Consider the following 23956-nt stretch of genomic DNA (forward strand, 5'->3'; position numbering starts at 1 on the left):
TCCAGACCTCGTCCCAGTGAAGATCCGACATGCGGCCATGGTGCCTGGCGGGTGACGCGGTCGCAGTCCACTTGCGTTGGCCGCGGCCTCGGGTGGCACCTGATCGTGGTGGCGGCCTGCCGGTCCGGGGCTCAGCCGGTTCGCGTCGATCCCGGGTGCGACTCCGGCTCGGGCTCCGGCCACGACTCCGGCGCCGGGCCGAACGCGCGCCGGGCGGCTCGGACGGCCAGGGCTGCGAGGGCGGCGTTGGCACCGCCGCCGATCACCGCGCCGATGCCGAACGGGGCCACCCGGCCGAGCACGATGATCCCCTGCTTGGTGCCCGTACTTGGTGATGAAGTTCTTGCCCAGGACGCTCCCTCGAGTCGTCACGTCCGCGCCCAGTCTCGCACCTGGCAGTCGCGTTCGGCCCCCGCGGCGACTCCGGCGCGGCGGGACGGCTCGTGATGTTGGTTTCGCGATCTTGCGCGCTCCGGTCGGGGCGCGCGACGGTTGATCCACCACACCTCCGGTGACGGGGGAGTGGCCGCTCTCCGCCGGTCTCCTCCCGCAGCAGCGCTGCCGCGGGGCTCGTCGCGACAGCCCGCGATGGTCGCGTCCGCTGTCGAGAGGAGGTCGTCGAGGTGGTCGTTCCTTCGAGGCGGACGGCTCGGTCGAAACCGCTGGTGCGCACCGCTCGGGTCCGCACCGCGCTTCGCCGGGTCGCGCGGTGGCGTCGCAACCGGGCGCCGAGGATCTGGAAGGTGGTGCGCGTCGCCCTCTTGGTCCTGGAGGGCGTCGTGGCGCCGCTGAAGGGAGAAGCGGCCCTCGCCATCACGGCGAGGGCGCTCCTCGTGGTGGGTGACGCGATCGTCGACGCTGGCAGGCACGAGCGATCGTGAAACCCGGGGTCCGGCCGTCGCGAGGCGGCCGGACCTCCTCCCTCACAGGGAACAGCACCGATCGGCGCAAGCCAAGACGTGCCTTCGCGTCACTACCGTGAGGGCGACACGAAAGTCGTTTCGTTCCGGCGAATCGGGAGGGGGACTCCTCGGTGACGACACCGACCTGCCAAGTCTGCGGCGGGCCCCTGTCCTCCTCGACCGAGACCGGCCGCCCGCGCAAGTTCTGCTCGGACCGGTGCCGCTCGCGCGCCCACCGCGCCCGCAAGCACGAGACCGAACGAGCCACCGCACGCCTGGCCCGGCAGTGCGACGTCGAGGTCGCCGGGCACCGGTGCGAGCGGGCCGCGGCGTTCCTGCTCGCGGTGGACGGGCGGCAGCTGAAGGTCTGCCCCGCGTGCCGGGAACTCGCGCTGGCCTTCCTGGTCGGCCAGGGCGCTTCCGTGACGGCGGTGGAGACCCGGCCCATCGCCGACGCGAACCCCGAACCGGCGCGGACCGCTCCCCACCCCTCCGGTCGGGGGAAGGTGCTGCTCATCGAGGACGACGACCGCGTGTCCGAGGCGCTGATCGGGGCCCTGCAACGCAGGGGGTACGAGGTCGTGCCGGCCCGCGACGGCCGGACGGGGCTGCGCGAGGCGATCACGCAGCGCCCCGACGTGGTGCTGCTCGACCTGGGCCTGCCCGACATGGACGGCATCACGTTGCTGCGCAAGCTCCGCGCCGCGAGCGACATCCCGGTGATCGTCGTGACCGCACGGGGCGACGTCGACGACATCGCCCTCGGTCTCGACACCGGCGCCGACGACTACCTCGTCAAGCCCTACGACTTGGGTGAGCTCGTGGCCCGCATGCGCCGGGCCATGCGACAGCGGGCCGCCCCGGCCGAGAAGGTCTACGACGACGGGGTCCTCCGCGTGGACTTCAGGCTGCCGGAGGTTCGCGTCGGCGGCGTCGAGGCGACGTGCTCGCCCCGCGAGCTCCGACTGCTCGAGATCCTGGTCCGGTCGGCGGGCTCGGTGCAGTCGATCGACGCGATCGTCGCGCACGTGTGGGGGGATTCCTGGGCGACCGTCCCCCTGAAGCGCAACCTGGCGGTCGTGATGGCCATGCTGCGCTCGAAGCTCGCGGCCGCGGGCCTCGACCCCACCGCGATCGTCACCGCGCACGGCCTCGGTTACTACTACCAACCACCGAACCGGCCCGCGCGGCCGGCGTCGGGCCCGCGGATCGGCTACAGCCACGCCGAGCGGCTCCTGAACCCGCCGGACAAGCAGCCGCCGGGGCGCCTGGACGTGCCCGACTAAACCCGTTGGCGGGCCACGGCGACCACTGCTACCGTGCCGGCGGCCGTGCGAGAGACCGAGGAGGTGGTACCCGTGAACGAGTCGACATGGGTGCTCCCCTCCGGGGTCACGGTCGGGCGGTAGGTCGTCCGGGAGCGCCGTTCCGCGAGCACTCCCGAAAGGCACGACCATGCGGTTCACGTCCGAACAGCGCTTCGACGACGGCGTCCTCGAGCGCGAGTTCACCCTCGGCGGGATCCCCGGCATCCTGTGGACGCCCGGATCCGCCTCCGCACCGTCCCCGTTGATCCTGCTCGGCCACCCGGGCGGGCTGGCCCGGATGTACCCGCGACTGGTGTCCCGGGCCCGGCACGCCGCGGCGGAGGGCTTCGCCACGGCCACCATCGAGCTGCCCGGAGGCGGTGACCGGCCCCGTTTCGCCGCCGTCGAAGAAGCGCGCGCCGACCTGCGCCGGGCGCTGGAGGCCGGTACGCCGGTCGACGACGGGATCGTCGACCGGCTCGTCCTCCCGCTGGTCGACCAGGCGGTCCCGGAGTGGCGGGCCGCGCTGGACGCCCTCCTGCCGCTGCCCGGGATCGGCGGCCCGGTCGGGTACTCGGGAGGGGTGATCTCCATCGGCGTCCGGCTGGCGGTGGTCGAGCCGCGCCTCGCGGCCGCGCTGCTGTTCGCCGGGAGTTACGTGCCCCGCAAGGTGTTCGAGGAGGCCCGGCAGATCTCCATCCCGCTGCAGGTCCTGCTCCAGTGGGACGACGAGGGCAACGACCGGCAGCAGGCCCTGGACCTGTTCGACGCCTTCGGCTCCGCGGAGAAGACGCTGCACGCCAACATGGGCGGGCACACCGGCGTGCCCGGGTTCGAGGGGGACGACGGGAACCGGTTCTTCGCCCGGCACCTGAAGTGAGGCCGGGGCGGTAGGGGCTCTCCTGGCGAAGGGCCTGGGCGGTCCAGGGCGGGGACCGCCTCGGTGATCGTGCCGGCGTGGAACCGCCCTGGCCGCCGTCAGCTGGACGGTCGGGTCCGGGAAGCCCGCCACATCGTGTGCTCCCGGCTCACCGCTTCCTCCGCGTCGGCCACCTCGCTGGCCCACGACGGCTCGTCCTCCACCAGCTCCAACCGGCTGCGCACGATCGCGAGCTCGTTGGCGGCGAACGTGTAGGCGCGGGCCAGCGTGGACAGCTGGCGCAGGCTGATCCACGCCGTGCCCGCCGCGATCACCGCCGCCACCACGCCCGCCAGGTCGAACCGCACCGCGCCGACCGCCTTGCCCAGCGCCGCGCAGATGCCGATCACCTCGATCGACAGCAACCCGGCCCGCCACCACCCGGCCAGCCGCTCGTTGCGCGCCGCCTTGGCCGTGTACCAGCGCTGCTGGTCGGCGACGCGCGCCTCCAGGTAGGCGACCTTGCGCTCGGCGAACGGCGCCGCCCGCAGCGCCCTCATCCCCTCGGTGACGACGGGCCGCTGCGACGGCCGGATGCTCGTCGTCGGCGCGTCCTCCAGCAGCTTGTGCATCTGCTGGATGAACCGGCGCTCGGTCTCGGCCTCGCTGCCCGCCTCGCCGCCCGCCTTGTCGAACGGCAGGCCGCCGACGCTGAACTTCCACGCCAGGCTCTTCGCCGACTCGGCCAGCGCCCGGCCGTCGTACCAGCGGTCCTCGGGGCGGGCGGCCTTCAGGTTCAGCTCGGTGACCGACACCGCGGCCAACGCGATCGCGGTGCCGATCGCGGCCACGTCGACCCGACCGAGGACGAACGGCACCGCGCCGGTCGCGGCGGCGGCCACGGCGAGCAGCAGCCGCAGCCGGACCCCGCGGACGTAGCGGTGCTGGCCGTCCAGCGACGCGCTGTCCGCCGCCTCGAACAAGCCGGGCAGGTCGTCGTGGCCCAAGCCCTTCGCCGTCATCGCTCCCCCTCCGGTCGGAAGACCCGTTCGACGTGCGCGCGCAGCTCGTCGGGGCCGAGCACGGTGGTCAACGGCGAGGTGGCGATCGCGGTGGACCGCTCGTCCGCGCCCTCGGCGATGGCGTCCGCGGTCCGACCGCTGCCGCGCAGCACGACCAGCGGCCGGTTGCGGCCCAGGCTGTGCTCGGCGTCGTCGAACGTGATCGGCCCGCCGTTGACCAGCACGGTCAGCGACGGTTCCGGTCCGGCGACCACGTCCGCCACCTCGGCCAGCCACGGCGACTCGTCACCCCACGCGCCACCGGGCACCAGCACCAGGTGGGTGTGGTTCGGCTCGAACGCGTCCAGGTCCACCGCCACCTCGGCGGCCACCCCGATCAGCGGGAACCGCCCACCCGCCGCCGCACGCGCCCGACCGACCGCCCGCATGACGCCGACGTCCGTGCCGCCGTCCACCACCACCGCGCCGCACGCGTCGAGCAGCGGCACCAACCCGCGCAGCACCACCCCCAACGCCTCCAGCCCGTCCCGCTCCATCCCGGCGGCGCCACCGACCAGCACCAGCACCGGCCGGCCGACGGGCAACCCGGCACCACCCAACTCCGCCTTCGACCCGACCCGCACCCTGTCCACGATCGGCGACCGTACCGGCGCACGCGCCACCGCACCTCGTTTCACCCCCACGCCTCTCCCACCCGGCCGCGGCCCGACCCGATCGCACCGGCCGCCGCCGGGGCCGTTCGTCGTAGCCGGCGATGACGGCGTGGGTTGGTGTCAAGCGTTACAACTCCAGGTCGGTGAGGACGAGGACCCGTTGTTCGGTCAGGTCCTCCATGGCCGCGTGCACCCCCTCGCGGCCCGTTCCCGACTCCTTGATACCGCCGTACGGCATCTGATCGGCGCGGAAGCTCGGGACGTCGCCCACGATCACCCCGCCGACGGCCAGTCGCTTGGCGGCGCGGAAAGCCACCCGGACGTCGTGCGTGAACAGGCCCGCCTGCAACCCGAACCGGGAGGCGTTCACCCGGTTGAAGGCCTCGTCGACGGACGGCACGGAGTCCAGCACCACCACCGGCCCGAACACCTCCTCGTCCACGACCTTGCACCCCGGCGGCACGTCGGCCAGCACGGTCGGCTCGTAGGTCGCGCCCGACCGCCGCCCGCCGGCCAGCACGCGCGCACCCGCCGCGACGGCCTCGTCCACCCACGCCTCGACCCGCCGCGCGGCGGCCTCGTTGATCAGCGGGCCGACGTCGGTGGCCGGGTCGGTCGGGTCGCCGGTGCCGAGCTTGCGCACGTGCGACACCACGGCTTCGGCCAACGCCGGGTACACGTCCTCGTGCGCGTACACGCGTTGCACCGAGATGCACGACTGCCCGCCCTGGTACATCGAGAACGTGGCGATCCTCTGCGCCGCCCGGTCGAGGTCCGTCCAATCCGGACAGACGACGGCCGCCGCGTTGCCGCCCAGCTCCAGCACGACGTGCTTGCGCGGCACCCGGTCCAAAATGGAGTAGCCGACCGGGCCGGAACCGGTGAACGACACCACCGGCAGCCGGGGGTCCTCGGCCAGCGCGCCCGCCACCTCGTTGGGCACCGGCAGCACCGACCACGAACCGGCGGGCAGGTCGGTCTCGGCCAGCAGTTCGCCCAGCAGCAGCGCCACCAGCGGTGTCGACGGCGCGGGCTTGACCACGATCGGCGCGCCCACCGCCAACGCGGGCGCGACCTTGTGCGCCACCAGGTTCAGCGGGAAGTTGAACGGCGCGATGCCCAGCACGGGACCGCGCGGCGCCCGCCGCACCAGCGCCAGCCTGCCGTTCGCCGCCGGGTCGGTGTCCAGCCGCTGGAGCTCGCCGGAGAAGCGGCGCGCCTCCTCGGCGGCCCAGCGGAACGTCGACACCGCGCGGGCGACCTCGATCCGCGACCACTTCACCGGCTTGCCCGACTCGGCGGTGATCAGCGCGGCCACCTCGTCCGCGCGCTCGGCGAGCCGGCGTGACACGTGGTCCAGCGCCGCAGCCCTGGCGTGCGCGGGCAGGTCGGCGAAGTCGCCGGCCACGGCGTGCGCGGAGGCGACGGCCCGCTCCACGTCCTCGGCGGTCGCGTTGGACGTCACGCCGGCGAGCGCGCCGTCGTGCGGTGTGCGGATCTCGACCAGGTCCTCGCTCGTCGCGGGCTCGCCCGCGACCCAGTACGGCGTCGTCGTCACTGCAGGGCTCCTTCAAGCACGTCCAGGCCTTCGGCCGCCCGTCGGGGATGACGGGCGGTGGCAGCAGGCAGATCACGTTCCCACGGGTACGGGTACGTCGGTACGACGACTCCGGCGGCGACCTCGGGGGAGGTCGGCTCGACGGCGGGCACCGCGTCACGCACGTCGGCCAGGGCGTGGGGAAGGGCGGTGGACTCGGTGCGTCGAGCGGCGTCGAGGTCCGGCGCGCGCGTGGTGTCGGTGGCGGCCGAGGAGGTGTAGGCGACCGGCTCGCCCGCGGGGCCCTCCGCCACCAGGTCCGGGACGACGCCGGCCGGGCGGCAGGAGCCGGTCGGGACCTGGTCGGCGACCGGCGGCACGCGGTGCGACCGGCGGCGTTCGGCCGGCCCGCGTGACCGGGGTCCGGTGATCTCCGCGCGCGGTCGGGCCATGGGTACAGCATCGACCGGCGCGGGGGCGGGCGACAGTATCCACAGTGGCGATGGGGTGGCGGTGGCCTGTACACAGTGTCCATGTCGTTGACGGTCGGGCAGTTGGCCCGCGAGGTCGGGTTGACGGTGCACGTGGACGCGGGGCTGGACCGGGTCGTGGCGTGGGTGCACAGCACCGAGCTGGCCGACCCGACGCCGTTCCTGGAGGGCGGTGAGCTGCTGCTGACCACCGGCATCGCGCTCGGGCCGCCCGACGGGTACGTGCGGCGGCTGGTGGCGGCCGGCGTCGTGGGGCTCGGGTTCGGCACCGGGCTGAGCCACGACCACGTGCCGCCGGACCTGGTCCGGGCCGCGCGGGACGCCGGGCTGGCCCTGCTGGAGGTGCCGATGGCCACGCCGTTCATCGCGATCACCAAGGCGGTGTCGCGGGCCGTCGCGGCGGACGAGTACGCGGCGCTGGCGCGCACCGGCGCGGCGCAGCGGGCGCTGGCCCGTGCCGCGGTCGCCGACGGGCCGACGGGCGTGGTACGGAGGTTGGCCCGGCTCATCGACGGCGCGGCGGCGTTGCTCGACCCGCACGGCACGCCGGTGCACGTCGTCGGCTCGCTGCCCGACCTCGCCGGGCACCTGCGGCGGCTCGCGGCGGCGGGCGGGCCGGCCGGCGCGGCGTGGCAGTCGGACGGGCGGCACGTCGCCATGCAGGTGCTGGGGCGGCGCGGCTACCTGGCCGTGGCGGCCGGCGCGCCGCTGGACGCGGGCGTGGTCAACACCGCCGCGTCCCTGCTGACGGTGGCCCTGGCCCGGTCGGACGAGGTCGACGCGGTGCGGCGGGAGCTGCGGGAGGCGCGGTTCCGGCTGGTGCTGGCGGGCGTGCCGGTGGACGGGGTGCCGGACGGGCCGTTCCGGGTGTTCGTGCTGCGCGAGCGGGCGGAGCCGGCGGGGTTCTGGGCGGAGGTGGACGGCCGGGTCGTGGTGCTGGCCCGCGAGGTGGACGTGCCCGCCGCCGCGTCCAGCCCGGTGGACGTGAACGGCGTCGCGCGCGGCTACCGGGAGGCGTTGCGCGCGTTGGAGGCGGGCGTGGACGCGTTCGAGGAGGTCGCCGGGTCCGGCCTGCTCGCGCCGGACGCGGCGGAGTTCGCCGCCGCCCTGCTCGCTCCACTGGACGACGTGCTGCGCGAGACGCTGCGGGTGTGGCTCGCGTGCCACGGCCAAGCCGACCCGGCCGCCGCCCGGCTGGGCGTGCACCGGCACACCGTGCGCAACCGGCTCAAGCGGGTGGAGGCGCTGCTCGGCCGTTCGCTGGAATCCGCGGGCGTGCGCGCCGAACTGTGGCTGGCCCTGCACGCCTGACCGTACGCTGGGCGGACACCGCCACCGTCCACTCCTTGTCCACGAGGGGGATCCCTTGGCGCGCTTCCGATTACTCGCCCACGCGGCGGCGGTCGTCACCGTCACCGCGGCCTTGCTCACCGCCGTGTTCGTCAACCCCGCCGGCGCTTGCGTCTGCATGCCGGCCAACGAGGCCCTGCGCTACCAGCAAGCCGTCTACGTGTTCTCCGGAACGGTGGTCCACGAGAAGGCGGAGGAGCACTTCTACCGGTACACGGTCGAGGTCGACACCGAGTACAAGGGTGAGGTCCCGCACCGGGTCTACGTGCTGTCGCCGCGGAACCACTCCTGCGGCATCCGGCTCACCGTCGATGCGGCGTACGTCGTGTTCGCGAAGGGCGACGTGTCCGACCGCCGGGTGGAGACCGAGTACTGCAGCGGCACCAGGTCGGCCGCGGCCGGGCCGCCGACCACCACCTCGCCGTGGTCCGGCACCTCGCCGCCCACGACGACCTGCACGACGGCCACGCCGTGACCACCCGCCGTCCACCCGCCGGAGATCGCGCCGCGGGGCGCTCTCCTTCGACCACCAGGGGGAAACCGTGCCGCGCTTGAGATTCCTGGCCCACGCGGCCGGCGTCGTCACCGTCACCGCCGCTCTGCTCACCTCGGTGTTCACCGGTCCGGCCAGCGCGTGCAGCTGCCTGCCCAGCACCGAGGGGCAGCGCTTCTACCAGGCCACCTACGTCTTCGACGCGCTCGTGCTGAGCGAGGCGCTGGAGGCAGGCGACCCGTCCGTGACCTACGACGACAAGTACCGGTACACCGTCGACGTCGGCCGGGTCTACAAGGCCGACGTGCCGTCGCAGGTCGACATCATCACGCCCGCCAGCGGCGCGATGTGCGGCATCAGGCTCTACCCGGGCACCGAGTACGTCGTGTTCGCGCACGGCGACGCGTCCGACGGTCGGGTGGAGTCGCACTACTGCAGCGGCACCCGGCCCGCCTCGGCCGGTCCGCCGGTGACCACCCTGCCCTCTACCACCACTACGACCCCCTCAACGGCGACCTGCACGACCGCCGTGCCGTAACGGGTGAGGGATTTCGCTCGACCGTGCGCCGGAGGTCACTCAACCGGGTGGTCTTCGGCGCTCAGTCGGTCGGCTCGGCGCCGTCCACCGGTCCGTGCTCGTACTCTTCATCCGGGTCGTTCCCGTCTTGCGCGGGCCTGACCTCGTCCACCTCGCCGAGGGCGTCCACCTTCGCGGCGGGGTCGTCGATGAACTCGTCGATCGTGGGTTCGCGCTCGCGTTCGGTCATGTCGCGGAGGTACCCCGGGCCAGGGGTCCGACACGGCTTCGGCATCCCGAAGAAATCGGTGGTTTGTGACGGCGGTGCTACGGGTAGGTGGACGCGGAACGGCAAACCGGGTGGCTGACCGTGCCCGCGGCCAGGTAGCTTCCGGCGTCCGGGCCGACGTCGTCGACACAGCGGAGGTTCAACCGGATGTGGGACGGTGACCTGACCGGTGAGGTGGTCGACGGCAGGTACGCCCTCGGCAGCCTGTACGGGTCGGGCGGCATGGCCGAGGTGTACCGGGCGGTGGACACCCGTCTCGACCGGAAGGTCGCGATCAAGTTCTTCCTGGGCCAGGCCTCCGGCGAGGACCGGATCCGGCTCGACCGCGAGGCGCAGGTGCTCGGCGAGCTGCAGTTCCCCGGCCTGGTCGAGGTGTACGGCACCGGCAGCTTCCGCGGGCGGCCCTACTTCGTGATGCAGCCGGTCGACGGCGGCACGCTGCGCCGGCGCATGCGCGGGGCGATGTCGCCCGAGGTGGTGGCCGCGATCGGGTCGCAGATCGCCGGCGTGCTGGCCCACGTGCACGCCAACGACGTGGTGCACCGGGACGTGAAGCCGTCGAACATCCTGCTCGACGCGACCGGGCGGCGGGCGTACCTGGCCGACTTCGGCTTGGCGTTGCAGGCGCAGGTCACCCGCGTGACCAGGTCCGGGATCCTGGTCGGCACCGCAGGCTACCTCGCGCCCGAGCAGGTGCGCGGGGGCGACGTGCTGCCGGCCGCCGACGTCTACGCGCTGGGCCTGGTCCTGCTGGAGTGCCTGACCGGGCGGCCGGAGTACCCGGGCGGCGACACGGAGGCGGCGCTGTCGCGGCTGCACCGGGAGCCGCGCATCCCGGCCAACCTGCCCGACCCGTGGGTCGACGTGCTGACCGCGATGACGGCGTCCGACCCGGCCAAGCGGCCGTCGGCGGCGGAGTGCGAGCGCCTGCTCGACGCTGCGCAGCGGGCGAGCGCCGGCCTGTCGCCGCTGGTCGAGGTGGCGGTGGTGGACCGGCCCCAGGCGGACGAGCCCGAGCCGAAGTCCGACAACCGGCCGCTGCTGCTGGGCGCGGCCGCCGCGGCGGCGGTGCTGACCGTGATCGGCTTCCTGGCGATGAGCGACCCGTTCGACTCCGGGCCCGGTGGGCGCGGCGGCAGGCCGGTGACGAGCACCGCGGCCGACCCGATCGCCGAGCAGGGGACGGAGACCGGCGCGGTGGTGCCGGGCAACCCCTCCACGGTGACGGTGCTGCAGGACGCGCCGGTGCGGGAGCTGCCGGCCGGGAACACCGGGGACGACGCCGCCGGCGGCGGCAACACGGTGACGGAAACGACGCCCGCTGCCGCCACCACGACCACCACGACCACCACCAAGGCCGAACGGGAGACGCCGGTCGTGCCGTCGAACGCGCCGGTCGTGATCGTGCCGACCCCGGGACCGCCCACGGTGGTGACCGGGCCGCCGTCGAGGGACCGCGGCGCCTCGTCGGGCCGGGGCTGACCCGACCCGGCGGCCCGATCGGTTGCCGGTGAGCGCTGCCGGTGGGTGCGGTCGGGTGGGTGCGGTTTGGTCAGCGGAGGGCCGGGAGGAGCTCGCCCTTGGCGAAGTCCAGGAACTCCGGCTGGTGGTCGCCGCCGATCTGGACCAGCGCCAGGTCGGTGAAGCCCGCGTCGCGGAACTTCGCCACCGCCTCCACCACCGGGCCGACGTCCGGGCCGCACGGGATCCGCGCGGCCACGTCCTCCGGTCGCACGAACTGCGTCGCGCCGGCGAAACCGGACGTGCCGGGCAGCTCCGAGTTGACCTTCCAGCCGCCCGCGAACCACCGGAACTGCTCGTGCGCCCGCTCGACCGCCGCGTCGCGGTCGGGGTCCCAGCAGATCGGCAGCTGACCGATCTTGCGCGACCGCTTGCCCTGGAAGACGTCCCACTCCTGGCTCAGCGACGCGTCCGGCTCGGTCGCCACCATCGCGTCCGCCAGCGGCGCGAACGTGCGCACCGACTGCCCGCCGGACACCGCCACCGCGATCGGCACGCGCTGCTCGGGCAGGTCCCACAGCTTCGCCGAGTCGACCCGGAAGTGCTGGCCCGAGTAGTTCACGTACCCGCCCTCGAACAGCTGCGAGATGATCTCCACGGCCTCCCGCAGCAGCTCGTGCCGCACGTTCACCGGCGGCCACCCGCGGCCGACGACGTGCTCGTTCAGGTTCTCGCCCGCGCCGATGCCCAGCGTGAACCGGTTGCCAGACAGCAGCTGCACGGTCGCCGCCTTCTGCGCCACCACCGCCGGGTGGTAGCGCACGGTCGGGCAGGTCACGTACGTCATCAGCTCGACCCGCTCGGTGGCCTGCGTGACCGCGCCGAGCACGCTCCACGCGTACGGCGCGTGCCCCTGCTCGTCCAGCCAGGGCGAGTAGTGGTCGCTCATCACCTCGAAGTCGAACCCCGCCTGCTCGGCGAGGCCCGCGTGCTCGACCAGCTCCCGTGGCCCGGCCTGCTCGGTCATCAGCGTGTAGCCGATCCGCACGATTCCTCCTACGCCATCGGCAGGTCGGTGAGGTCCGCCCGCAACTCGTCGAGTTCCTCGTAGACTGCCGACGCGCCGGCGTCGCGCAACTCGGCTTCGCCGAAACCACCCGTGCGAAGGCACACCGCGGGCAGCCCGGCCCGTGCGGCGGCCTCGCAGTCCCACACCGAGTCGCCGATGACCACGGCCCGGCCGCCCCGGTCCACCCGCCGCAACGCCACCTCGACCAGGTCCGGCGCGGGCTTGCTCTCGGCGACGTCGTCCGACGAGGTCGAGGTGATGCCGGACGCGTCGATCAGCTTCAGGTAGTGGTCGACGTGGTGGCGCTTGCCGGAGCTGGCCAGCACCACCGCGAAGTCCTGCTCCAGCGCCGAGGAGATGAGGCGGTGCGCGCCCTCCAGCGGCCTGACCTCGGCCAGCATCGGCTCGAACGCCACCTCCCAGGCCTTGCGCACCTCGTCACCGTGCTCCCGTTCCACGTGCTCGCCCGCCACGGCGGCGACGAGCTTGTCACCGCCCATCCCGATGGCCCGGTGCAGGCGCCAGGTCGGCACGGTGAGGTCGAAGCGGCGGAACGCGCGGAACCAGGCCACCGCGTGGTGGTAGTTGGTGTCCACCAGCGTGCCGTCCACGTCGAGGACGAGCGTGTTGGTCATGCGGCCTGGTTAGCCCGGCCGGGAGACCCGCAAACCGGCCGACCGCGCGAACCGCGCCAGCGCCCGGTCCAGGTCGGGGTGTTGTTCGGCGGTGGCTCCGAGCGGCCACACCGGCAGCCAGCCGTCGTCGTCCGCCGTCCACACCACGAACTGGCCGCGGGTGTCGAGCGGGCGGCTCTTGGACTTCCCGCGCAGGTACAGGCCGTAGGTGCCCTCGCTGCACCGGATCTCCAGCCCGCCCACCTCGCGGGCGGTGAACTCGCGGGTGGAGCCGAACCGCGACACGACCAGCCGGGTCGGCTCCACCCGCAGCCGGTTGGGCCGCCACGGCACGCCGCGCACCTGCCAGTGCAGCACCGCGATGCTCACGCCGACGAGGGCCACCGGCACCCAGCCGGGGACGAACATCCGGGGCAGGTTGCCGGACGCCGCGAACACCGCGGACGCCAGCCCGCCCCCGATCGACAGCGCCGCCCGGGGCCTCGAAACCGTGTTCGCCTGCCGGAACAGCACCTCGCTGCCCCGGACCGGCACGGTGGTCGGCACCCGTTCCGGCGCGGGCGCCGCCGTGGCCAGCCGGTCGCGCAGCCGGACGTGCCGGAACTGGTAGACGCCGCCGACCCGGCGCAGCACGCCCGCCCGGTGCGCCTCGCGCAGGAACGCCAGGGCGGCCCACGGCAGCCGGCCGGTCAGCGCCAGGCCCACCCTGGTGAGCACCCACCGCCCGGACGCGCTGACCAGCAGCATGACCGCGCCGCAGCCGGCCCACGAGCCGACCATGTACACCGCGCCCAGCAGCAGTTGCACCACGACCGGTTTGCCCTCGTGCAGCGTCGGCAGGTACATCAGCGAGCCGACCTGCGGGGCGATGAGCACCAGCGCCGCGAGCACCGCCTTGCGGTCGCCGCGAAGCAGGGCGTCCGGGTCGACGGCGCGGTCCGCGTCGACCGGTGACATCAGGACCGACTTGCCCAGCCCGAGCAGCAGGGCCAGGGGCACCAGGAACCACCCGAAGTTGTCGCCCACGGACGCCAGCGGCACGCCGACCACCGCCGTGCCGCCGACCCAGCCGGTCACGGCGAGCGCGGCTTGGCGTGGCCGGTGCCGCGCTTCCTGGACCAGCGCCCGGATCCGCCTGCGCCACGCCGTCGGGCCCGGCCTGCCGGTGGGCGCCCGACCGTCGGCCGCCATCCCGCCCGCGGTGAACTCCACGAACACCCAGACGGCCACACCCATCGGGAAGCTGAGCGCCATCGGGAGCCAGTCGAGCTCGTCGAGGCGGGCGAAGTTGAGGTCGGCGACGACCAGGGCCGCCAGCACCACGCCGGTGACCAGCGAGGCCAGCGCCAGGAACGCGACCCGGGCCGGTCGCGCCCGGCTCAGCCGCCACCAGGCGATGTCCTGCTCACCGCGTGCCGTCAGGTGGTCGGCCAGGAACCGCAGGTACCGGGTGGCCTGCTCGACGTCCCACCGGCCGCGGTCCTCGTCGTCGAACGCGGCCGGGATCAGCCCGTCCAGCAGGTGCTCCTCCACGGCCGCGCGGTCGGGCAGGCGGGTCAGCCCGGCGGGATCGGCGGCGGGGGAGCGGTGGACGCGGCGCGCCAGCCACACCATCAGCGGGGTCGACAGCGCGGCGGCCAGGTCGCCCTCCGGCTCGGCCTCGATCTTCTCGAGCACCGGGCGCCAGGCAGGTAATCGGGCCGGCGTGACGGCGGTGCGCAGGTGCGCGACCACGGCGGACGGGGTGAGCGGCGCGGCGCGCAGCACGGCCGCCGACCGCAGCACCTGGCCGTCGGCCACGGCCGCCGCGTACTCGGCGGCGCGGGAGGTGACGATCACCTCGCCGAACCCCTTGTGCAACGCCGCCAGCGCCCGGCCGCGCACCGGCGCGGGGAGCTCGTCCAGCCCGTCCAGCACCGGCAGCACCCGCCGGTCGCGCACCAGCCGCTCGACCGCGGCCCGGCCGTGCGTGACGTGCAGACCCGGGTACTCCTCGGTGATCCGGCGCAGCAGCCACTCGGCGGGCTTCTCGCGGACCGGGTCCCAGGACGCGATCGACAGCAGCACCGGCACGGTCTGCTTCACCCGCAGGTCGACCAGCAGCTGCTGCACCATCAGCATCGCGAACGTGGTCTTGCCCGAGCCCGGCTCGCCGAGCACCACCAGCCTGCCGCGCGGCAGCGCGCGGAACGCCTCGGCCAGCCGTGCCAGGTCGTCGCCCTCGGGCACCGCGCCACCGATGTTCTCCCGGTGGTCGGCGTGCTCGGGGCCCGCCCGCCACACCACCGGCAGCGGCGCGGGGTCGAACACGTCGCGGGCGGCGGACTCGTCGCGCCACTGGGCCAGCACCAGCGCGGCCAGCTCCGCGGCGGCGAGGTCGACCGGCTCGGCCGCGGGCGGCAGGTGGACGTGCACGTCGCCGTGCACGTCCCTGGCCTGCAGCACGAACGTGGCGGTGCCGTCGAAGGTGTTGTGGACGGGTGGTTCGGGGTGCACGGCGCAGCGCTCAGACGCGGGCGGGGAGGGAGTCCAGGAACTCCTCGATCAGCCGTCCCCACTCGGCGGGGGCCTCCACCGCGGGCGAGTGGCCGCTGTCCAGCTCCGCCCACCGCGCGCCGGGGATCAGGTCGGCCAGCCCGCGCGTGGTGCCGGGCGCGATCAGCCGGTCGTGCTTCGCGCCGATCACCAGGGTCGGCACGGTCAGCGTCGGCACCTCGTCACGCAGGTCGATCCGCTGCACCAGGTCGACCTGCTCCGGGGTGCCGGGCGGGACGGTGAGCGCGATCAGCTCCAGGAAACCCGCGGTCTGCTCGGCGGTCAGCCGCCGTTCGAACGGCGCGCCCAGGGCGACGGACATCAGGAAGCGGGCCAGCTCGGCGCGGTCGGCGTCCAGCAGCCGACGCCACCGCCGCACCCGTTCCGCGGTCTCGGGGTCGAGGTGGGCGAACCCGGCGGTGAGCACCAGGGCGGTCACGCGTTCGGGGTGGCGCCGCGCCGCGCGCACGGCGACCGCGCAGCCCATCGAGTAGCCGACGACCGCGAACCGCTCCTCGCCCTCGGCGGCGGCCACCAGCCGGTCGGCGAGGTCGTCCAGGTCGAGGGGGCCGGTCGCGCGGGGGGTGGTCCCCGAGCCGGGGAAGTCGACCGCGTGCACCTTGCGCTTGCGCGACAGCCGCGGGATGAGGGGGCTGAAGTTGGCGCGGACCGTGCCACCGGCCCCGTGGGCGAGCAGAAGTGCGGGAGTCACGTGGCAGATTCTGCCGGGCGACGCGCGTGCGGCGGCGGGAATTGCGCGCGAAGGACGATTCGTGACCAGGGCGGATCGGGCGACGGTGGTCGGTTGGTGTGCAAGCACACACGTAGATCGGCTCGGCAGGGCGGGGGTGGGGCGCGGAGGGCGGGCCGGGGCGGGGTGCGCTGAGGGCGGGTGTGCTGGCGGTGGGGTGCGGGGGAGGGGGTGCGGCGCGGCGGGAGCGCGGTGTGCCGGGGCGGGGCGGGAGCGAGGTCAGCCGACGTACACGCGGATCGCGGTGCCGGCCTCGTGCGTGTGCACGCGGACCAGGTCGCAGAGCAGGTTCACCAGCATGACGCCGTACCCGCCGCGGGCGTTGGCGCCGGGATTGCGCCTGCCCACCATGGGGCTCGCGATCCGGCCCGCGTCACGCACCTCGCACACCACGGCGCCGCCCTCGCGCCACAGCAGCAGCGTGCCGAAGCCGCCGCCGTGCACCACGCTGTTCGTGGTCAGCTCGTTGACCGCGAGCACCAGGTCCTCCACCTGGTCTGCGGTCAGGCCGGTCTCGACGGCGAACGCGGCCACCAGTCGCCGGGTGGCGCCGAGGGCGTCCAGGTCGAACCGGCGGGTCAGCGCGTCCGGCGGCGGCGAGGGCAGCGGTCGGTTGAACTCCTCGGCGATCAGGAACGGCTCGCGGTAACCGGTGCTCTGCCTGCGCCGCTGCCCCTCGACCACGACCGGGTGCGTGGTCTCCGCGTCGCGCACCGCCTCCGGCGCGAGGTTCGCCGTGTCGTACGGGCACAGGATCCACGCGGGCCGGTCCTCGAACGCGGTGTTGATCAGCGCCTCGTGCTGCACGCAGGCCGGGTACTCGAGGTCCGTGCGGCCCGGCCAGATCGGCTCGCCGACGATCCGCACCCGGCCGGTGGCGGCGTTGTTGTCGGTGAACGCGGTCAGCACGCCGGGGATGATCCGGCCCGGGTTGCGCCCGGCGCGTCTCATGTCCAGGAACTCGACCTGCTCGGCCAGCCCGCCCAGCGCGCGCCGCAGCAGGTCGATGCCTCGTTGCGGCACGGCCACCAGCACCGGCTCACCCGCGGTCACGCCGTCGCGCACGAACGGCACTGTCCCCGCGAGGTACTCCTCGTCGTCGCGGTAGAGCAGTGCCTCGTGCACGAAGTCGACCACCGGGGGAACCTCCGAACGGTTGCTGGCAGGGGAGGACTGCCCGTTCAGTATCCCGCCCGATCATCGTCACGGAGCGGCCTGCGCAGGCAAACGCGTGTCGCGGGGTCGAGTCCACGTGCGGCTTCCGCCGCGACGACGGCCGTCAGGGCCGGCGAGAGGTCCGCCACCTCGTGGAACCCGAGTCGTCGATAGTAGGGGCCGTTCCACGGGATGTCGCGGAACGTGGTCAAGGTCAACGCCTCCAGCCCGCGCGTCGCGGCCCAGCGCTCGACGTGGTCCAGCAGCGCCGCCCCGATACCGCGCCGCGCGTGGTCGGGGTGCACGCAGACCTGCTCGACGTGCGCCGCGCGGTCCGCGGTCAGCACCTCGACCGCGATCCAGGCCACCGGGAGCGGGTCGACGGCCACCCAGACGTGCAGTCCGGCCAGGGTGCTCAGCGGCATCGGGTCGTCGTCGGCGATCTCGGGCATGCCGAACTCGCGGAAGGGCTCACCGGAGGCCCGTTCGATCGGGGGCAGCAGCGGCAGTTCGTCGGGCCGGGCGGCGCGGAGGTCCACGGGTGCATGATCAGCCGGCGGTGAGGTTCTGCTCAACCGCGTTCGCGAGGGCTTCGAGCAGGCGTGACGGCAGCTGGTCGTCGGGGCAGTCGTCCACCCGGAGCTCGGCGACGCTGCCCGCCACCCCGGCCAGCGAGACGCGCAGCTCGCCCCGGCAGCCGTGCTCGGCCAGCGGCGTCCACGTCAGGAGCAGTCGGTCGTAGTCGGCGGCGAGGCTGACCTGGTGCGGCTCGTCGTTGGCGCGCAGGATCAGCACGTCGTCCGTGCGGCCGACGACCTGGTAGGGGTCGGGCAGCCAGGAGGCCAGGCGGGCGGGGTCGGCGGCGGCGTTGAACACCAGGTCGGGCAGGGCGGGCACATCTCGTCTCGCGTGGATGGTCACGGCGTCACGGTTACCCCGTTCGAGCATCCGCACACGGGGTAACCAGCGGTCATGACGGCAGCACAGGAACCACTGGAGCCCCGGGAGCGGGCGGAAGAGCCCGTCGACCCGATCGACCCGGACGAGGTCGCCGAGGAAGCGCCGATCGACCCCACCCCGCAGGAGGTCGACGAGTACCGGGCGCTGATCGGGGACGAGACGCCCGAGCCCGGGGTGACGCGCGATCACCGTGAGGCACGGAGGTGGGCAGAGGCCGAGGCAGAAGCGCGGGCACGGGCGTCGGGGGAGAGGTCGAAGAGGCGGGTGCCCGAGATCCCGGAGTTCTGACCCAGGCGGATCGGCGGCGCCTGGGTCGGTTCCCGGGAGCCGGGTCGGCCTGTCGGCTTTCCACCGCGGCGCGGACGTTCGGCCGCGCCGGGGTCAACCCCCAGAGCCCGGTTCGGTCATCGCGCGCATCGCCCGCGCCTTCACCGGGTCCGGCAGGACGCGGCCGGCGGCCGCTTGCGCCTTGGTCCGCAGCGAACCGGCCACCACGTGGTCGTCGCCGTCCATCAGCGCCTTGAACCCCGCCCGCGCGACGTCCGCCGGGTCGTCCTTCGGCCCGGTCGCGACCTTGGTGTCCGTCATGCCCGCCCGGCGGAAGAAGTCGGTGTCGGTCGGGCCCGGCATCAGCGCGGTCACGGTCACCCCGCTGTCGCGCAGCTCCTCCCGCAACGCCTGCGAGAACGACGCCAGGAACGCCTTCGACGCCGCGTACACCGAGTGGAACGGCCCGGGCGCGGTCGCGGCCACCGACGACGTGAACAGGACCCGGCCTGCACCGCGTTCCACCATGGTGGGCACCAGCCGCTTCGCCAGGTGCACCGCCGAGGAGATGTTGAGGTCCACCACCCGCAGGTGGCTGCGCAGGTCGCTGTCGTCGACGAAATCACCGCCGACGCCGACCCCGGCGTTCACCGCCAACGCCTCCACCGGCCGTCCCACGCCCTCGACCACCGCGACCAGGTCCTCGTTGCCCTCGAACGTGGCCAGGTCCGCCCGCACCGGGTCCACCCGCGCCCCACCGGCGGCCAACTCCCGCGCCACGTCGTGCACCACGTCGTTCTCCGCCGCCACGACCAGGTCGAACCCGTGCTCGACGAACACCTTCGCCAGCTCGAGCCCGATTCCGCTGGACGCGCCGGTCACCACCGCCAACGGCCTCTCCGAAGCACTCATGGCCCTGAACTACCCGGAGTGGCCCTGAACTACCCGGAGTCGGATCACCCAATCCGGTTTCACCCGATGCGCCTTTGGGCACTCCTCCCGGTACCTCTCACACGCGGATGGTGGTGACGTATGTCCGGACGACCCGGCCAGGTCGGCGTGCTCGACGTCGGCTGCTTCAGCGCCCACCTGGTCGTCGTCTCCGGCTCGCCGCTGCACCCCGTCCTCTCGCACAAGACCCGGCTCCGGCTCGACCGGGCGCTCGACCGGGACAACCGACTCCGCCCGGAAGGCGTCGAACAGGTTGTGACCGCCGTCCACGCCGCGCACCGGATCGCCGAACGCGCCGGGGTCTCCGCCGTCGTGCCCTTCGCCACCTCCGTCATCCGCGACGCGCCCAACGCCGAGCAGGTCATCGCCGAGGTCGCCCGCCGCACCGGCACCCGGTTGCGCGTGCTGCCCGGCCAGGAGGAGGCACGCCTGGCCTACCGGGCCGCGCGGCACTGGTTCGGCTGGCGCGCCGGCCCGTTGCTGGTGCTCGACGTCGGCGGCGGCACGGTGGAGCTCGCCGTCGGTGACGACGTGGAGCCGTCGTTCACGCGTTCGCTGCCGTTCGGCGCCCGCACGATGACCCGGCGGCTCGCGGTCGACCGCGCCGCGCGGCGCGACCACCGAGGCCTGGCGCGGGAGCAGGTGCTGGTGCACGACCGGGTGGTGGTCGCGCTGGAGGGGACGTCGGTCGCCGAGCACCGGGCGGTCGGCTGCTCGAAGGTGTTCCAGCAGTTGGCGCGGCTGGCCGGGGCGCGGCCGCAGCAGGAGGGACCGCTCGTGCCGCGCTCCCTGCGCCTGGCCGACCTGCGCGGCTGGATACCCCGGCTGGCCCGGATGCCCGTGCCGCGACGCGCCCGGTTGCCGGGCATCTCCCGGCACCGCGCGGAGCAGTCGTTGGCGGGAGCCCTGGTGGCGGAGGCGTTGATGGTGGACACCGGGCACGACGAGGTGGAGATATGCCCCTGGTCGACCAGGGAAGGGCTGCTGCTCGCCCTGATCGGCGCGGGCGGCGATGACGACGAGTACTGCCGGGTGGCGTGAAGGGATCGGGATGCTGGCGCTGTCGGTCGAGGCTCACCGGACGGGGTGCGCGGTGGTCGTGGCGACCGGGGAGTTGGACCTGGCGGGCGCGCGCCGGGTGCTGGACCGGATGGACCGCTTGGTGAGCGAGGGACGTGACCGCATCGTGCTCGACATGTCGGGGGTCGCGTTCTGCGGGGCCCAGGCGATGAGCGCGCTGGTCCGCACCAGGGCGAGGGCCCAGCGGGCGGGCGGTTGGCTGCGGCTGGCCGCCGTGCCGCCGCACGTGCGGCGGGTGTTCGAGCGGACGGACCTGGATCGGCTGTTCCCCCGCTACCCGGACGTGGCGTCGGCGGCGACGGGGCGTGCGGCGGCGAGCGGGCAGGCGGGTGCGTCGGGTGCGGAGGCGGGTGGTGGTGCGGTGGACGGTGTGGTGGACGGGCGTGCGGTGGACGGGCGTGCGGTGGACGGTGTGGCGGGTGGTCGTGCGGTGGCGGGAGGTGCGGCCGGTGGTCGTGCGGTGGGTGGTAGTGCGGTGGGCGGTGGTGCGGTGGCCCGTGGGCGGGTGTCGCGTGGGGGGCGGCGTGCGGTGCAGGTCGATGGGGAGGGCGTCGGATCCGGGGAGGGTGCCAGATCCGGCGAAGGTGTCGGTTCCGATGAGGGGCCGGTCAGCGCCGGGTGGTGACGGGCTGTTTCGAGCGGTCGTCGAGGGGTAGTCGAGCGGGACCACCGTCACAGGCGAGGTGATCCGCTATGAGTGCGACGACCCGGTTGCCGCACCCGGTCCGCGCGGCGGCGATGGCGGTCGCGGTCGTGTTCCTGGTGGTGGGCGTGCTCGGGTTCGTGCCCGGGATCACCACCGGGCTGGACGAGATCGCGTTCGCCGGTCCCGGATCCGGCGCGCACTTGATCGGTGTGTTCCACGTGTCGGTGCTGCACAACCTGGTGCACCTGCTGTTCGGCGTGGTGGGCCTGGTGATGGCGCGCACGGCGTCGGCGGCGCGGGCGTTCCTGATCGGCGGCGGCGCGCTGTACCTGGTGCTGTGGCTGTACGGGCTGGTGGTGGACAAGGAGGGCGCGGCGAACTTCGTGCCGGTCGACGCGGCCGACGACTGGCTGCACCTGGGGCTCGGCCTCGGCATGGTGGCGCTGGGCTCGGCGCTCAAGGGCAACCCGCATGCGCGCAGTGCCTGACCTCGTCGAACCCGCCTTCCGCGTGCTGGCCGGCGCGCGGGACGCCAAGGCGTTCCACCCGCGCGGCCGGTGGTTCGACGGCACGGTGACCGTGACGTTCGACCCCGGGCTGCCGCTGCCGGTCGGCGTGACGGAGGTGTCCGGGCGGCTGTCGAAGGGCGCCGGCACGCCGGGTGGGCTGCCGGACGTGCTCGGGTTGGCGTTCCGGCTGCCGGGGCCGTGGGACGTGCTGCTGTCCACGTGCGTTGCCCGCGTGCTGCCGCGGCCCGCGCGGACGTGGACCAGCGCCCGGTACGGCAGCATCACCCCGTTCCGCTGGCGTGACCGGCTGGTGTGGTTGGCCGCCGTCCCCGATCACCGGCGGCTCTGCTCGGCGGCGTTGACCGGGCTGCCGGGCGAACTGGGGTTCACGCTGGAGATCGGCGCGCCGTGGCGGCCGGTCGGCAGGCTCGTGGTCCGACCGCTGGACGTCGACCGCGACCTGCCCGCGCTCGACCCGATCCGGAACCGCCCGCCGGGCCTCGACCTGGCGCCGGCGGCCCTGGCCAGGGCGCGCGAGAGGGCCTATCGGGGTAGTCGGCGCGGCCGATCGCCCGATCCGGTGACTGCTCCGGACGCATGAGCACCGGTTGCGCGGGGTAGTCGAGTGGTGACGAGCTGGTCGAGGTCCGGAGGCTGTCGCGCCCTTGGTTCGCGCAGGCGTTCCCGCACCGACACCCCTGCTGGCGGCCGAGTGAACGGAGAACGACCGATGCGACACGATCGCTCGACCCGGCGACGGGTCGTCACCGCAGGCCTGGCGACATCGGCCCTGCTGCTGGCGAGCGCGGGCCACGGCTATGGATACGGACACGGATTCGGGGTGGGGAGGCAACCCGAGGGAGAGGTCCTCGGCGCCAACCGGCCGGGCGCGGTGAAGGACAGCTACATCGTCGCGTTGCGGGAGACCGCGGTGAGCGTGCAGCAGACGCCCGCCACGGCGCAGGCCCTGGTCGGCACGTACGGCGGCGCGGTCAAGATGACGTACACCGCCGCGTTGCGCGGGTTCGCGGCCGCGATGAGCGCGGAGCAGGCGCGCAGGCTGGCCGCCGACCCGGCGGTCGAGTACGTCGAGCAGGACGCCCTCGCGCACGCCACCGACACGCAGGAGAACCCGACCTGGGGCCTGGACCGGGTGGACCAGAAGAACCTGCCGCTGGACAAGAAGTACACCTACAACAGCACCGGCGCGGGCGTGACCGCGTACGTGGTCGACACCGGGATCCACAAGGACCACAAGGACTTCGGCGGTCGGGCGGCCGACGGGCACGACTTCATCGACGACGACGCGGAGGCGCAGGACTGCAACGGCCACGGCACGCACGTCGCGGGCACCATCGGCTCGACCACGTACGGCGTGGCCAAGGCCGTGAAGCTGGTCGGCGTGCGGGTGCTCAACTGCCAGGGTTCCGGCCAGTGGTCGCAGGTCGTCGGCGGCCTGGACTGGGTGGCGCAGCACGCGGCCAAGCCGGCGGTGGCGAACATGAGCCTCGGTGGGGCGGCCAGCACGGCGGTGGACGACGCGGTGAAGAAGATCGTGGCGGCCGGTGTCACGGTCGCCGTGGCCTCCGGCAACGACAACCGCGACGCGTGCCGCACGTCGCCGGCGCGCGTCCCGGAAGCGATCACGACCAACGCGACGGACAGCACGGACAGCCGGTCGTCGTTCTCCAACTACGGTCGCTGCACCGACATCTTCGCCCCTGGCACCAAGATCACGTCGACGTGGAACGACGGCGCGGAGCGCACGATCAACGGAACGTCGATGGCGTCACCGCACGTGGCGGGCGCGGCGGCGTTGTACCTGAGCGCGAATCCCGCTCGTGCGGCGGCCACGCCGGCGGAGGTGGCGAAGGCGTTGATCGACAACGCGACCGACGGCGTGGTCAAGAACTCCGGGCCCGGCACGCCGAACAAGTTGCTGTACACGGGGTTCATCAACGGCGGCGACCCGAACCCGCCGACGTGCAAGGGCGGGACGAGCGAGGAGGACGTGGCGATCCCGGACGCCGGTGAGGCCGTGACGTCGGAGATCGTGGTGTCCGGATGCGACGGTCGTGGCACGGCGACGACCTCGGTGAAGGTGGACATCGTGCACCCGTACACCGCTGATCTGGCGGTGGAGCTGGTCGGGCCGAGCGGTGCGGTGTTCGTGCTGCGGCGGTCGGGTGGGGAGAACTCGGCGGACGGCATCCACGAGACGTTCAAGGTGGACACGTCGGCGGAGGAGAAGAACGGGACGTGGAAGTTGCGGGTGAAGGACGCGTATGCGTATGACACCGGGAAGATCGATGGGTGGGGTATCGGGTTCTGATCCGTTGTGCGGGTTGGGCCTGGCTGGGTTGGCTGGGTTGGCTGGGTTGGCTGGGTTGGTTGGGTTGGGCGGGGCGGTGGTGGTCTCGTTCGGCTCGATTTGACATGGGGCCCTTACGGGCACCCCAGGCAGGCCAAAGCCGGGCAGGCCTGGCGGGAAAAGCGTCCGCCAGGCCTGCCCGGCTT

The 23956-nt window shown here is 73.8% G+C and carries 27 protein-coding genes; 13 read left to right on the plus strand and 14 right to left on the minus strand.

Annotation, left to right across the window (positions count from 1 at the left end):
- Nucleotides 1–131: 131 nt before the first annotated feature.
- A complete protein-coding gene (locus ABTZ99_RS23405) occupies nucleotides 132–302 on the minus strand; it encodes a hypothetical protein (protein ID WP_499613888.1) in 171 nt (56 codons plus the stop codon).
- A gap of 363 nt (nucleotides 303–665) precedes the next feature.
- On the opposite strand from ABTZ99_RS23405, the gene ABTZ99_RS23410 reads away from it, so the two are divergent.
- The 3 genes from ABTZ99_RS23410 (at nucleotide 666) to ABTZ99_RS23420 (ending at nucleotide 3089) form a co-directional block, all read left to right on the plus strand.
- Entirely contained in the window at nucleotides 666–881 is a 216-nt protein-coding gene (locus tag ABTZ99_RS23410; protein ID WP_499613891.1) for a hypothetical protein, read from the plus strand.
- Between the two features lie 152 nt (nucleotides 882–1033).
- The gene (locus ABTZ99_RS23415) at nucleotides 1034–2188 is read left to right on the plus strand and encodes a response regulator (RefSeq protein WP_498785854.1); all 1155 of its coding nucleotides are present in this window, start codon (nucleotides 1034–1036) and stop codon (nucleotides 2186–2188) included.
- A 169-nt stretch (nucleotides 2189–2357) separates the two neighbouring features.
- Nucleotides 2358–3089: a dienelactone hydrolase family protein gene (locus tag ABTZ99_RS23420; protein ID WP_498785856.1), complete on the plus strand. Its 732-nt coding sequence runs from the start codon at nucleotides 2358–2360 to the stop codon at nucleotides 3087–3089.
- Nucleotides 3090–3187: 98 nt separating this feature from the next.
- Here ABTZ99_RS23420 and ABTZ99_RS23425 read toward each other — a convergent pair whose 3' ends face one another.
- The 4 genes from ABTZ99_RS23425 to ABTZ99_RS23440 form a co-directional block, all read right to left on the minus strand.
- A complete protein-coding gene (locus ABTZ99_RS23425; protein ID WP_499613894.1) occupies nucleotides 3188–4090 on the minus strand; it encodes a DUF4231 domain-containing protein in 903 nt (300 codons plus the stop codon).
- Nucleotides 4087–4722, minus strand: coding sequence for a hypothetical protein (locus ABTZ99_RS23430; protein ID WP_499613897.1), 636 nt, complete (start codon nucleotides 4720–4722; stop codon nucleotides 4087–4089). The genes ABTZ99_RS23425 and ABTZ99_RS23430 overlap by 4 nt, the downstream gene beginning before the upstream one ends.
- Nucleotides 4723–4870: 148 nt before the next feature.
- Entirely contained in the window at nucleotides 4871–6301 is a 1431-nt protein-coding gene (locus tag ABTZ99_RS23435; RefSeq protein ID WP_499613900.1) for an aldehyde dehydrogenase family protein, read from the minus strand.
- Complete coding sequence (locus ABTZ99_RS23440) at nucleotides 6298–6732, minus strand: hypothetical protein (RefSeq protein WP_499613903.1); 435 nt, start codon at nucleotides 6730–6732, stop codon at nucleotides 6298–6300. The genes ABTZ99_RS23435 and ABTZ99_RS23440 overlap by 4 nt, the downstream gene beginning before the upstream one ends.
- An 81-nt stretch (nucleotides 6733–6813) precedes the next feature.
- Between ABTZ99_RS23440 and ABTZ99_RS23445 the strand changes: the two genes are divergently transcribed.
- The 3 genes from ABTZ99_RS23445 to ABTZ99_RS23455 all read left to right on the plus strand — a co-directional run bounded on the left by ABTZ99_RS23445 (nucleotide 6814) and on the right by ABTZ99_RS23455 (nucleotide 9152).
- Nucleotides 6814–8082, plus strand: a complete 1269-nt coding sequence (locus tag ABTZ99_RS23445) for a PucR family transcriptional regulator (RefSeq protein WP_499613906.1) — start codon at nucleotides 6814–6816, stop codon at nucleotides 8080–8082.
- Nucleotides 8083–8137: 55 nt separating this feature from the next.
- Nucleotides 8138–8596: a hypothetical protein gene (locus ABTZ99_RS23450; protein ID WP_498785868.1), complete on the plus strand. Its 459-nt coding sequence runs from the start codon at nucleotides 8138–8140 to the stop codon at nucleotides 8594–8596.
- Between the two features lie 67 nt (nucleotides 8597–8663).
- A complete protein-coding gene (locus tag ABTZ99_RS23455) occupies nucleotides 8664–9152 on the plus strand; it encodes a hypothetical protein (RefSeq protein ID WP_498785870.1) in 489 nt (162 codons plus the stop codon).
- 61 nt (nucleotides 9153–9213) lie between these two features.
- Here ABTZ99_RS23455 and ABTZ99_RS23460 read toward each other — a convergent pair whose 3' ends face one another.
- Nucleotides 9214–9381, minus strand: coding sequence for a hypothetical protein (locus ABTZ99_RS23460; RefSeq protein WP_498785872.1), 168 nt, complete (start codon nucleotides 9379–9381; stop codon nucleotides 9214–9216).
- A 186-nt stretch (nucleotides 9382–9567) separates the two neighbouring features.
- Between ABTZ99_RS23460 and ABTZ99_RS23465 the strand changes: the two genes are divergently transcribed.
- Complete coding sequence (locus tag ABTZ99_RS23465; protein ID WP_499613911.1) at nucleotides 9568–10902, plus strand: serine/threonine-protein kinase; 1335 nt, start codon at nucleotides 9568–9570, stop codon at nucleotides 10900–10902.
- A 70-nt stretch (nucleotides 10903–10972) separates the two neighbouring features.
- Here the strand turns inward: ABTZ99_RS23465 and ABTZ99_RS23470 are convergent, their stop codons facing one another.
- The 7 genes from ABTZ99_RS23470 to ABTZ99_RS23500 all read right to left on the minus strand — a co-directional run bounded on the left by ABTZ99_RS23470 (nucleotide 10973) and on the right by ABTZ99_RS23500 (nucleotide 17947).
- Nucleotides 10973–11929, minus strand: coding sequence for an LLM class F420-dependent oxidoreductase (locus ABTZ99_RS23470; RefSeq protein ID WP_498785876.1), 957 nt, complete (start codon nucleotides 11927–11929; stop codon nucleotides 10973–10975).
- 8 nt (nucleotides 11930–11937) lie between these two features.
- Nucleotides 11938–12585, minus strand: coding sequence for an HAD family hydrolase (locus ABTZ99_RS23475; protein WP_499613914.1), 648 nt, complete (start codon nucleotides 12583–12585; stop codon nucleotides 11938–11940).
- A gap of 9 nt (nucleotides 12586–12594) precedes the next feature.
- On the minus strand, nucleotides 12595–15081 hold the full coding sequence (locus ABTZ99_RS23480; protein ID WP_499613917.1) for an NACHT domain-containing protein: 2487 nt from the start codon (nucleotides 15079–15081) through the stop codon (nucleotides 12595–12597).
- A 10-nt stretch (nucleotides 15082–15091) separates the two neighbouring features.
- Nucleotides 15092–15832, minus strand: coding sequence for an alpha/beta fold hydrolase (locus ABTZ99_RS23485; protein WP_498785882.1), 741 nt, complete (start codon nucleotides 15830–15832; stop codon nucleotides 15092–15094).
- A gap of 258 nt (nucleotides 15833–16090) precedes the next feature.
- On the minus strand, nucleotides 16091–17008 hold the full coding sequence (locus ABTZ99_RS23490; RefSeq protein WP_499613920.1) for an anti-sigma factor RsbA family regulatory protein: 918 nt from the start codon (nucleotides 17006–17008) through the stop codon (nucleotides 16091–16093).
- A 44-nt stretch (nucleotides 17009–17052) separates the two neighbouring features.
- Complete coding sequence (locus ABTZ99_RS23495; protein WP_499613923.1) at nucleotides 17053–17565, minus strand: GNAT family N-acetyltransferase; 513 nt, start codon at nucleotides 17563–17565, stop codon at nucleotides 17053–17055.
- A gap of 10 nt (nucleotides 17566–17575) precedes the next feature.
- Nucleotides 17576–17947, minus strand: coding sequence for a hypothetical protein (locus ABTZ99_RS23500; RefSeq protein WP_498785889.1), 372 nt, complete (start codon nucleotides 17945–17947; stop codon nucleotides 17576–17578).
- Nucleotides 17948–17998: 51 nt separating this feature from the next.
- Between ABTZ99_RS23500 and ABTZ99_RS23505 the strand changes: the two genes are divergently transcribed.
- Complete coding sequence (locus ABTZ99_RS23505) at nucleotides 17999–18274, plus strand: hypothetical protein (RefSeq protein WP_498785891.1); 276 nt, start codon at nucleotides 17999–18001, stop codon at nucleotides 18272–18274.
- A gap of 93 nt (nucleotides 18275–18367) precedes the next feature.
- Here the strand turns inward: ABTZ99_RS23505 and ABTZ99_RS23510 are convergent, their stop codons facing one another.
- Nucleotides 18368–19165 (minus strand): SDR family NAD(P)-dependent oxidoreductase, encoded by a 798-nt coding sequence (locus ABTZ99_RS23510; protein ID WP_498785894.1) that lies wholly within the window; start codon nucleotides 19163–19165, stop codon nucleotides 18368–18370.
- Between the two features lie 120 nt (nucleotides 19166–19285).
- Here ABTZ99_RS23510 and ABTZ99_RS23515 point away from each other — a divergent pair, with 120 nt between their 5' ends.
- The 5 genes from ABTZ99_RS23515 to ABTZ99_RS23535 all read left to right on the plus strand — a co-directional run bounded on the left by ABTZ99_RS23515 (nucleotide 19286) and on the right by ABTZ99_RS23535 (nucleotide 23771).
- A complete protein-coding gene (locus ABTZ99_RS23515) occupies nucleotides 19286–20245 on the plus strand; it encodes a Ppx/GppA phosphatase family protein (RefSeq protein ID WP_499613928.1) in 960 nt (319 codons plus the stop codon).
- Between the two features lie 10 nt (nucleotides 20246–20255).
- Complete coding sequence (locus tag ABTZ99_RS23520) at nucleotides 20256–20909, plus strand: STAS domain-containing protein (protein ID WP_499613930.1); 654 nt, start codon at nucleotides 20256–20258, stop codon at nucleotides 20907–20909.
- Between the two features lie 68 nt (nucleotides 20910–20977).
- Nucleotides 20978–21418, plus strand: coding sequence for a DUF4383 domain-containing protein (locus tag ABTZ99_RS23525; protein WP_498785900.1), 441 nt, complete (start codon nucleotides 20978–20980; stop codon nucleotides 21416–21418).
- Nucleotides 21402–22040 carry a hypothetical protein gene (locus tag ABTZ99_RS23530; RefSeq protein WP_499613933.1) on the plus strand — a complete coding sequence of 213 codons (639 nt, stop codon included), beginning with the start codon at nucleotides 21402–21404 and terminating at the stop codon, nucleotides 22038–22040. The genes ABTZ99_RS23525 and ABTZ99_RS23530 overlap by 17 nt, the downstream gene beginning before the upstream one ends.
- Nucleotides 22041–22169: 129 nt before the next feature.
- On the plus strand, nucleotides 22170–23771 hold the full coding sequence (locus ABTZ99_RS23535) for a S8 family peptidase (protein WP_499613936.1): 1602 nt from the start codon (nucleotides 22170–22172) through the stop codon (nucleotides 23769–23771).
- Nucleotides 23772–23956 lie beyond the last annotated feature (185 nt).

The organism is Actinosynnema sp. NPDC002837 (assembly GCF_040295345.1).
In the GTDB taxonomy this organism is placed as follows: domain Bacteria; phylum Actinomycetota; class Actinomycetes; order Mycobacteriales; family Pseudonocardiaceae; genus Actinosynnema.

What these genes read in the sequence shown, in the direction of transcription:
- ABTZ99_RS23525 (WP_498785900.1), top strand. Translation starts at nt 20,978, where the DNA reads ATGAGTGCGACGACCCGGTTGCCGCACCCGGTCCGCGCGGCGGCGATG.
- ABTZ99_RS23535 (WP_499613936.1), top strand. Translation starts at nt 22,170, where the DNA reads ATGCGACACGATCGCTCGACCCGGCGACGGGTCGTCACCGCAGGCCTG.
- ABTZ99_RS23475 (WP_499613914.1), bottom strand. Translation starts at nt 12,585, where the DNA reads ATGACCAACACGCTCGTCCTCGACGTGGACGGCACGCTGGTGGACACC.
- ABTZ99_RS23460 (WP_498785872.1), bottom strand. Translation starts at nt 9,381, where the DNA reads ATGACCGAACGCGAGCGCGAACCCACGATCGACGAGTTCATCGACGAC.
- ABTZ99_RS23445 (WP_499613906.1), top strand. Translation starts at nt 6,814, where the DNA reads ATGTCGTTGACGGTCGGGCAGTTGGCCCGCGAGGTCGGGTTGACGGTG.
- ABTZ99_RS23420 (WP_498785856.1), top strand. Translation starts at nt 2,358, where the DNA reads ATGCGGTTCACGTCCGAACAGCGCTTCGACGACGGCGTCCTCGAGCGC.
- ABTZ99_RS23465 (WP_499613911.1), top strand. Translation starts at nt 9,568, where the DNA reads ATGTGGGACGGTGACCTGACCGGTGAGGTGGTCGACGGCAGGTACGCC.
- ABTZ99_RS23505 (WP_498785891.1), top strand. Translation starts at nt 17,999, where the DNA reads ATGACGGCAGCACAGGAACCACTGGAGCCCCGGGAGCGGGCGGAAGAG.
- ABTZ99_RS23440 (WP_499613903.1), bottom strand. Translation starts at nt 6,732, where the DNA reads ATGGCCCGACCGCGCGCGGAGATCACCGGACCCCGGTCACGCGGGCCG.
- ABTZ99_RS23425 (WP_499613894.1), bottom strand. Translation starts at nt 4,090, where the DNA reads ATGACGGCGAAGGGCTTGGGCCACGACGACCTGCCCGGCTTGTTCGAG.
- ABTZ99_RS23515 (WP_499613928.1), top strand. Translation starts at nt 19,286, where the DNA reads ATGTCCGGACGACCCGGCCAGGTCGGCGTGCTCGACGTCGGCTGCTTC.
- ABTZ99_RS23520 (WP_499613930.1), top strand. Translation starts at nt 20,256, where the DNA reads ATGCTGGCGCTGTCGGTCGAGGCTCACCGGACGGGGTGCGCGGTGGTC.
- ABTZ99_RS23530 (WP_499613933.1), top strand. Translation starts at nt 21,402, where the DNA reads ATGCGCGCAGTGCCTGACCTCGTCGAACCCGCCTTCCGCGTGCTGGCC.
- ABTZ99_RS23510 (WP_498785894.1), bottom strand. Translation starts at nt 19,165, where the DNA reads ATGAGTGCTTCGGAGAGGCCGTTGGCGGTGGTGACCGGCGCGTCCAGC.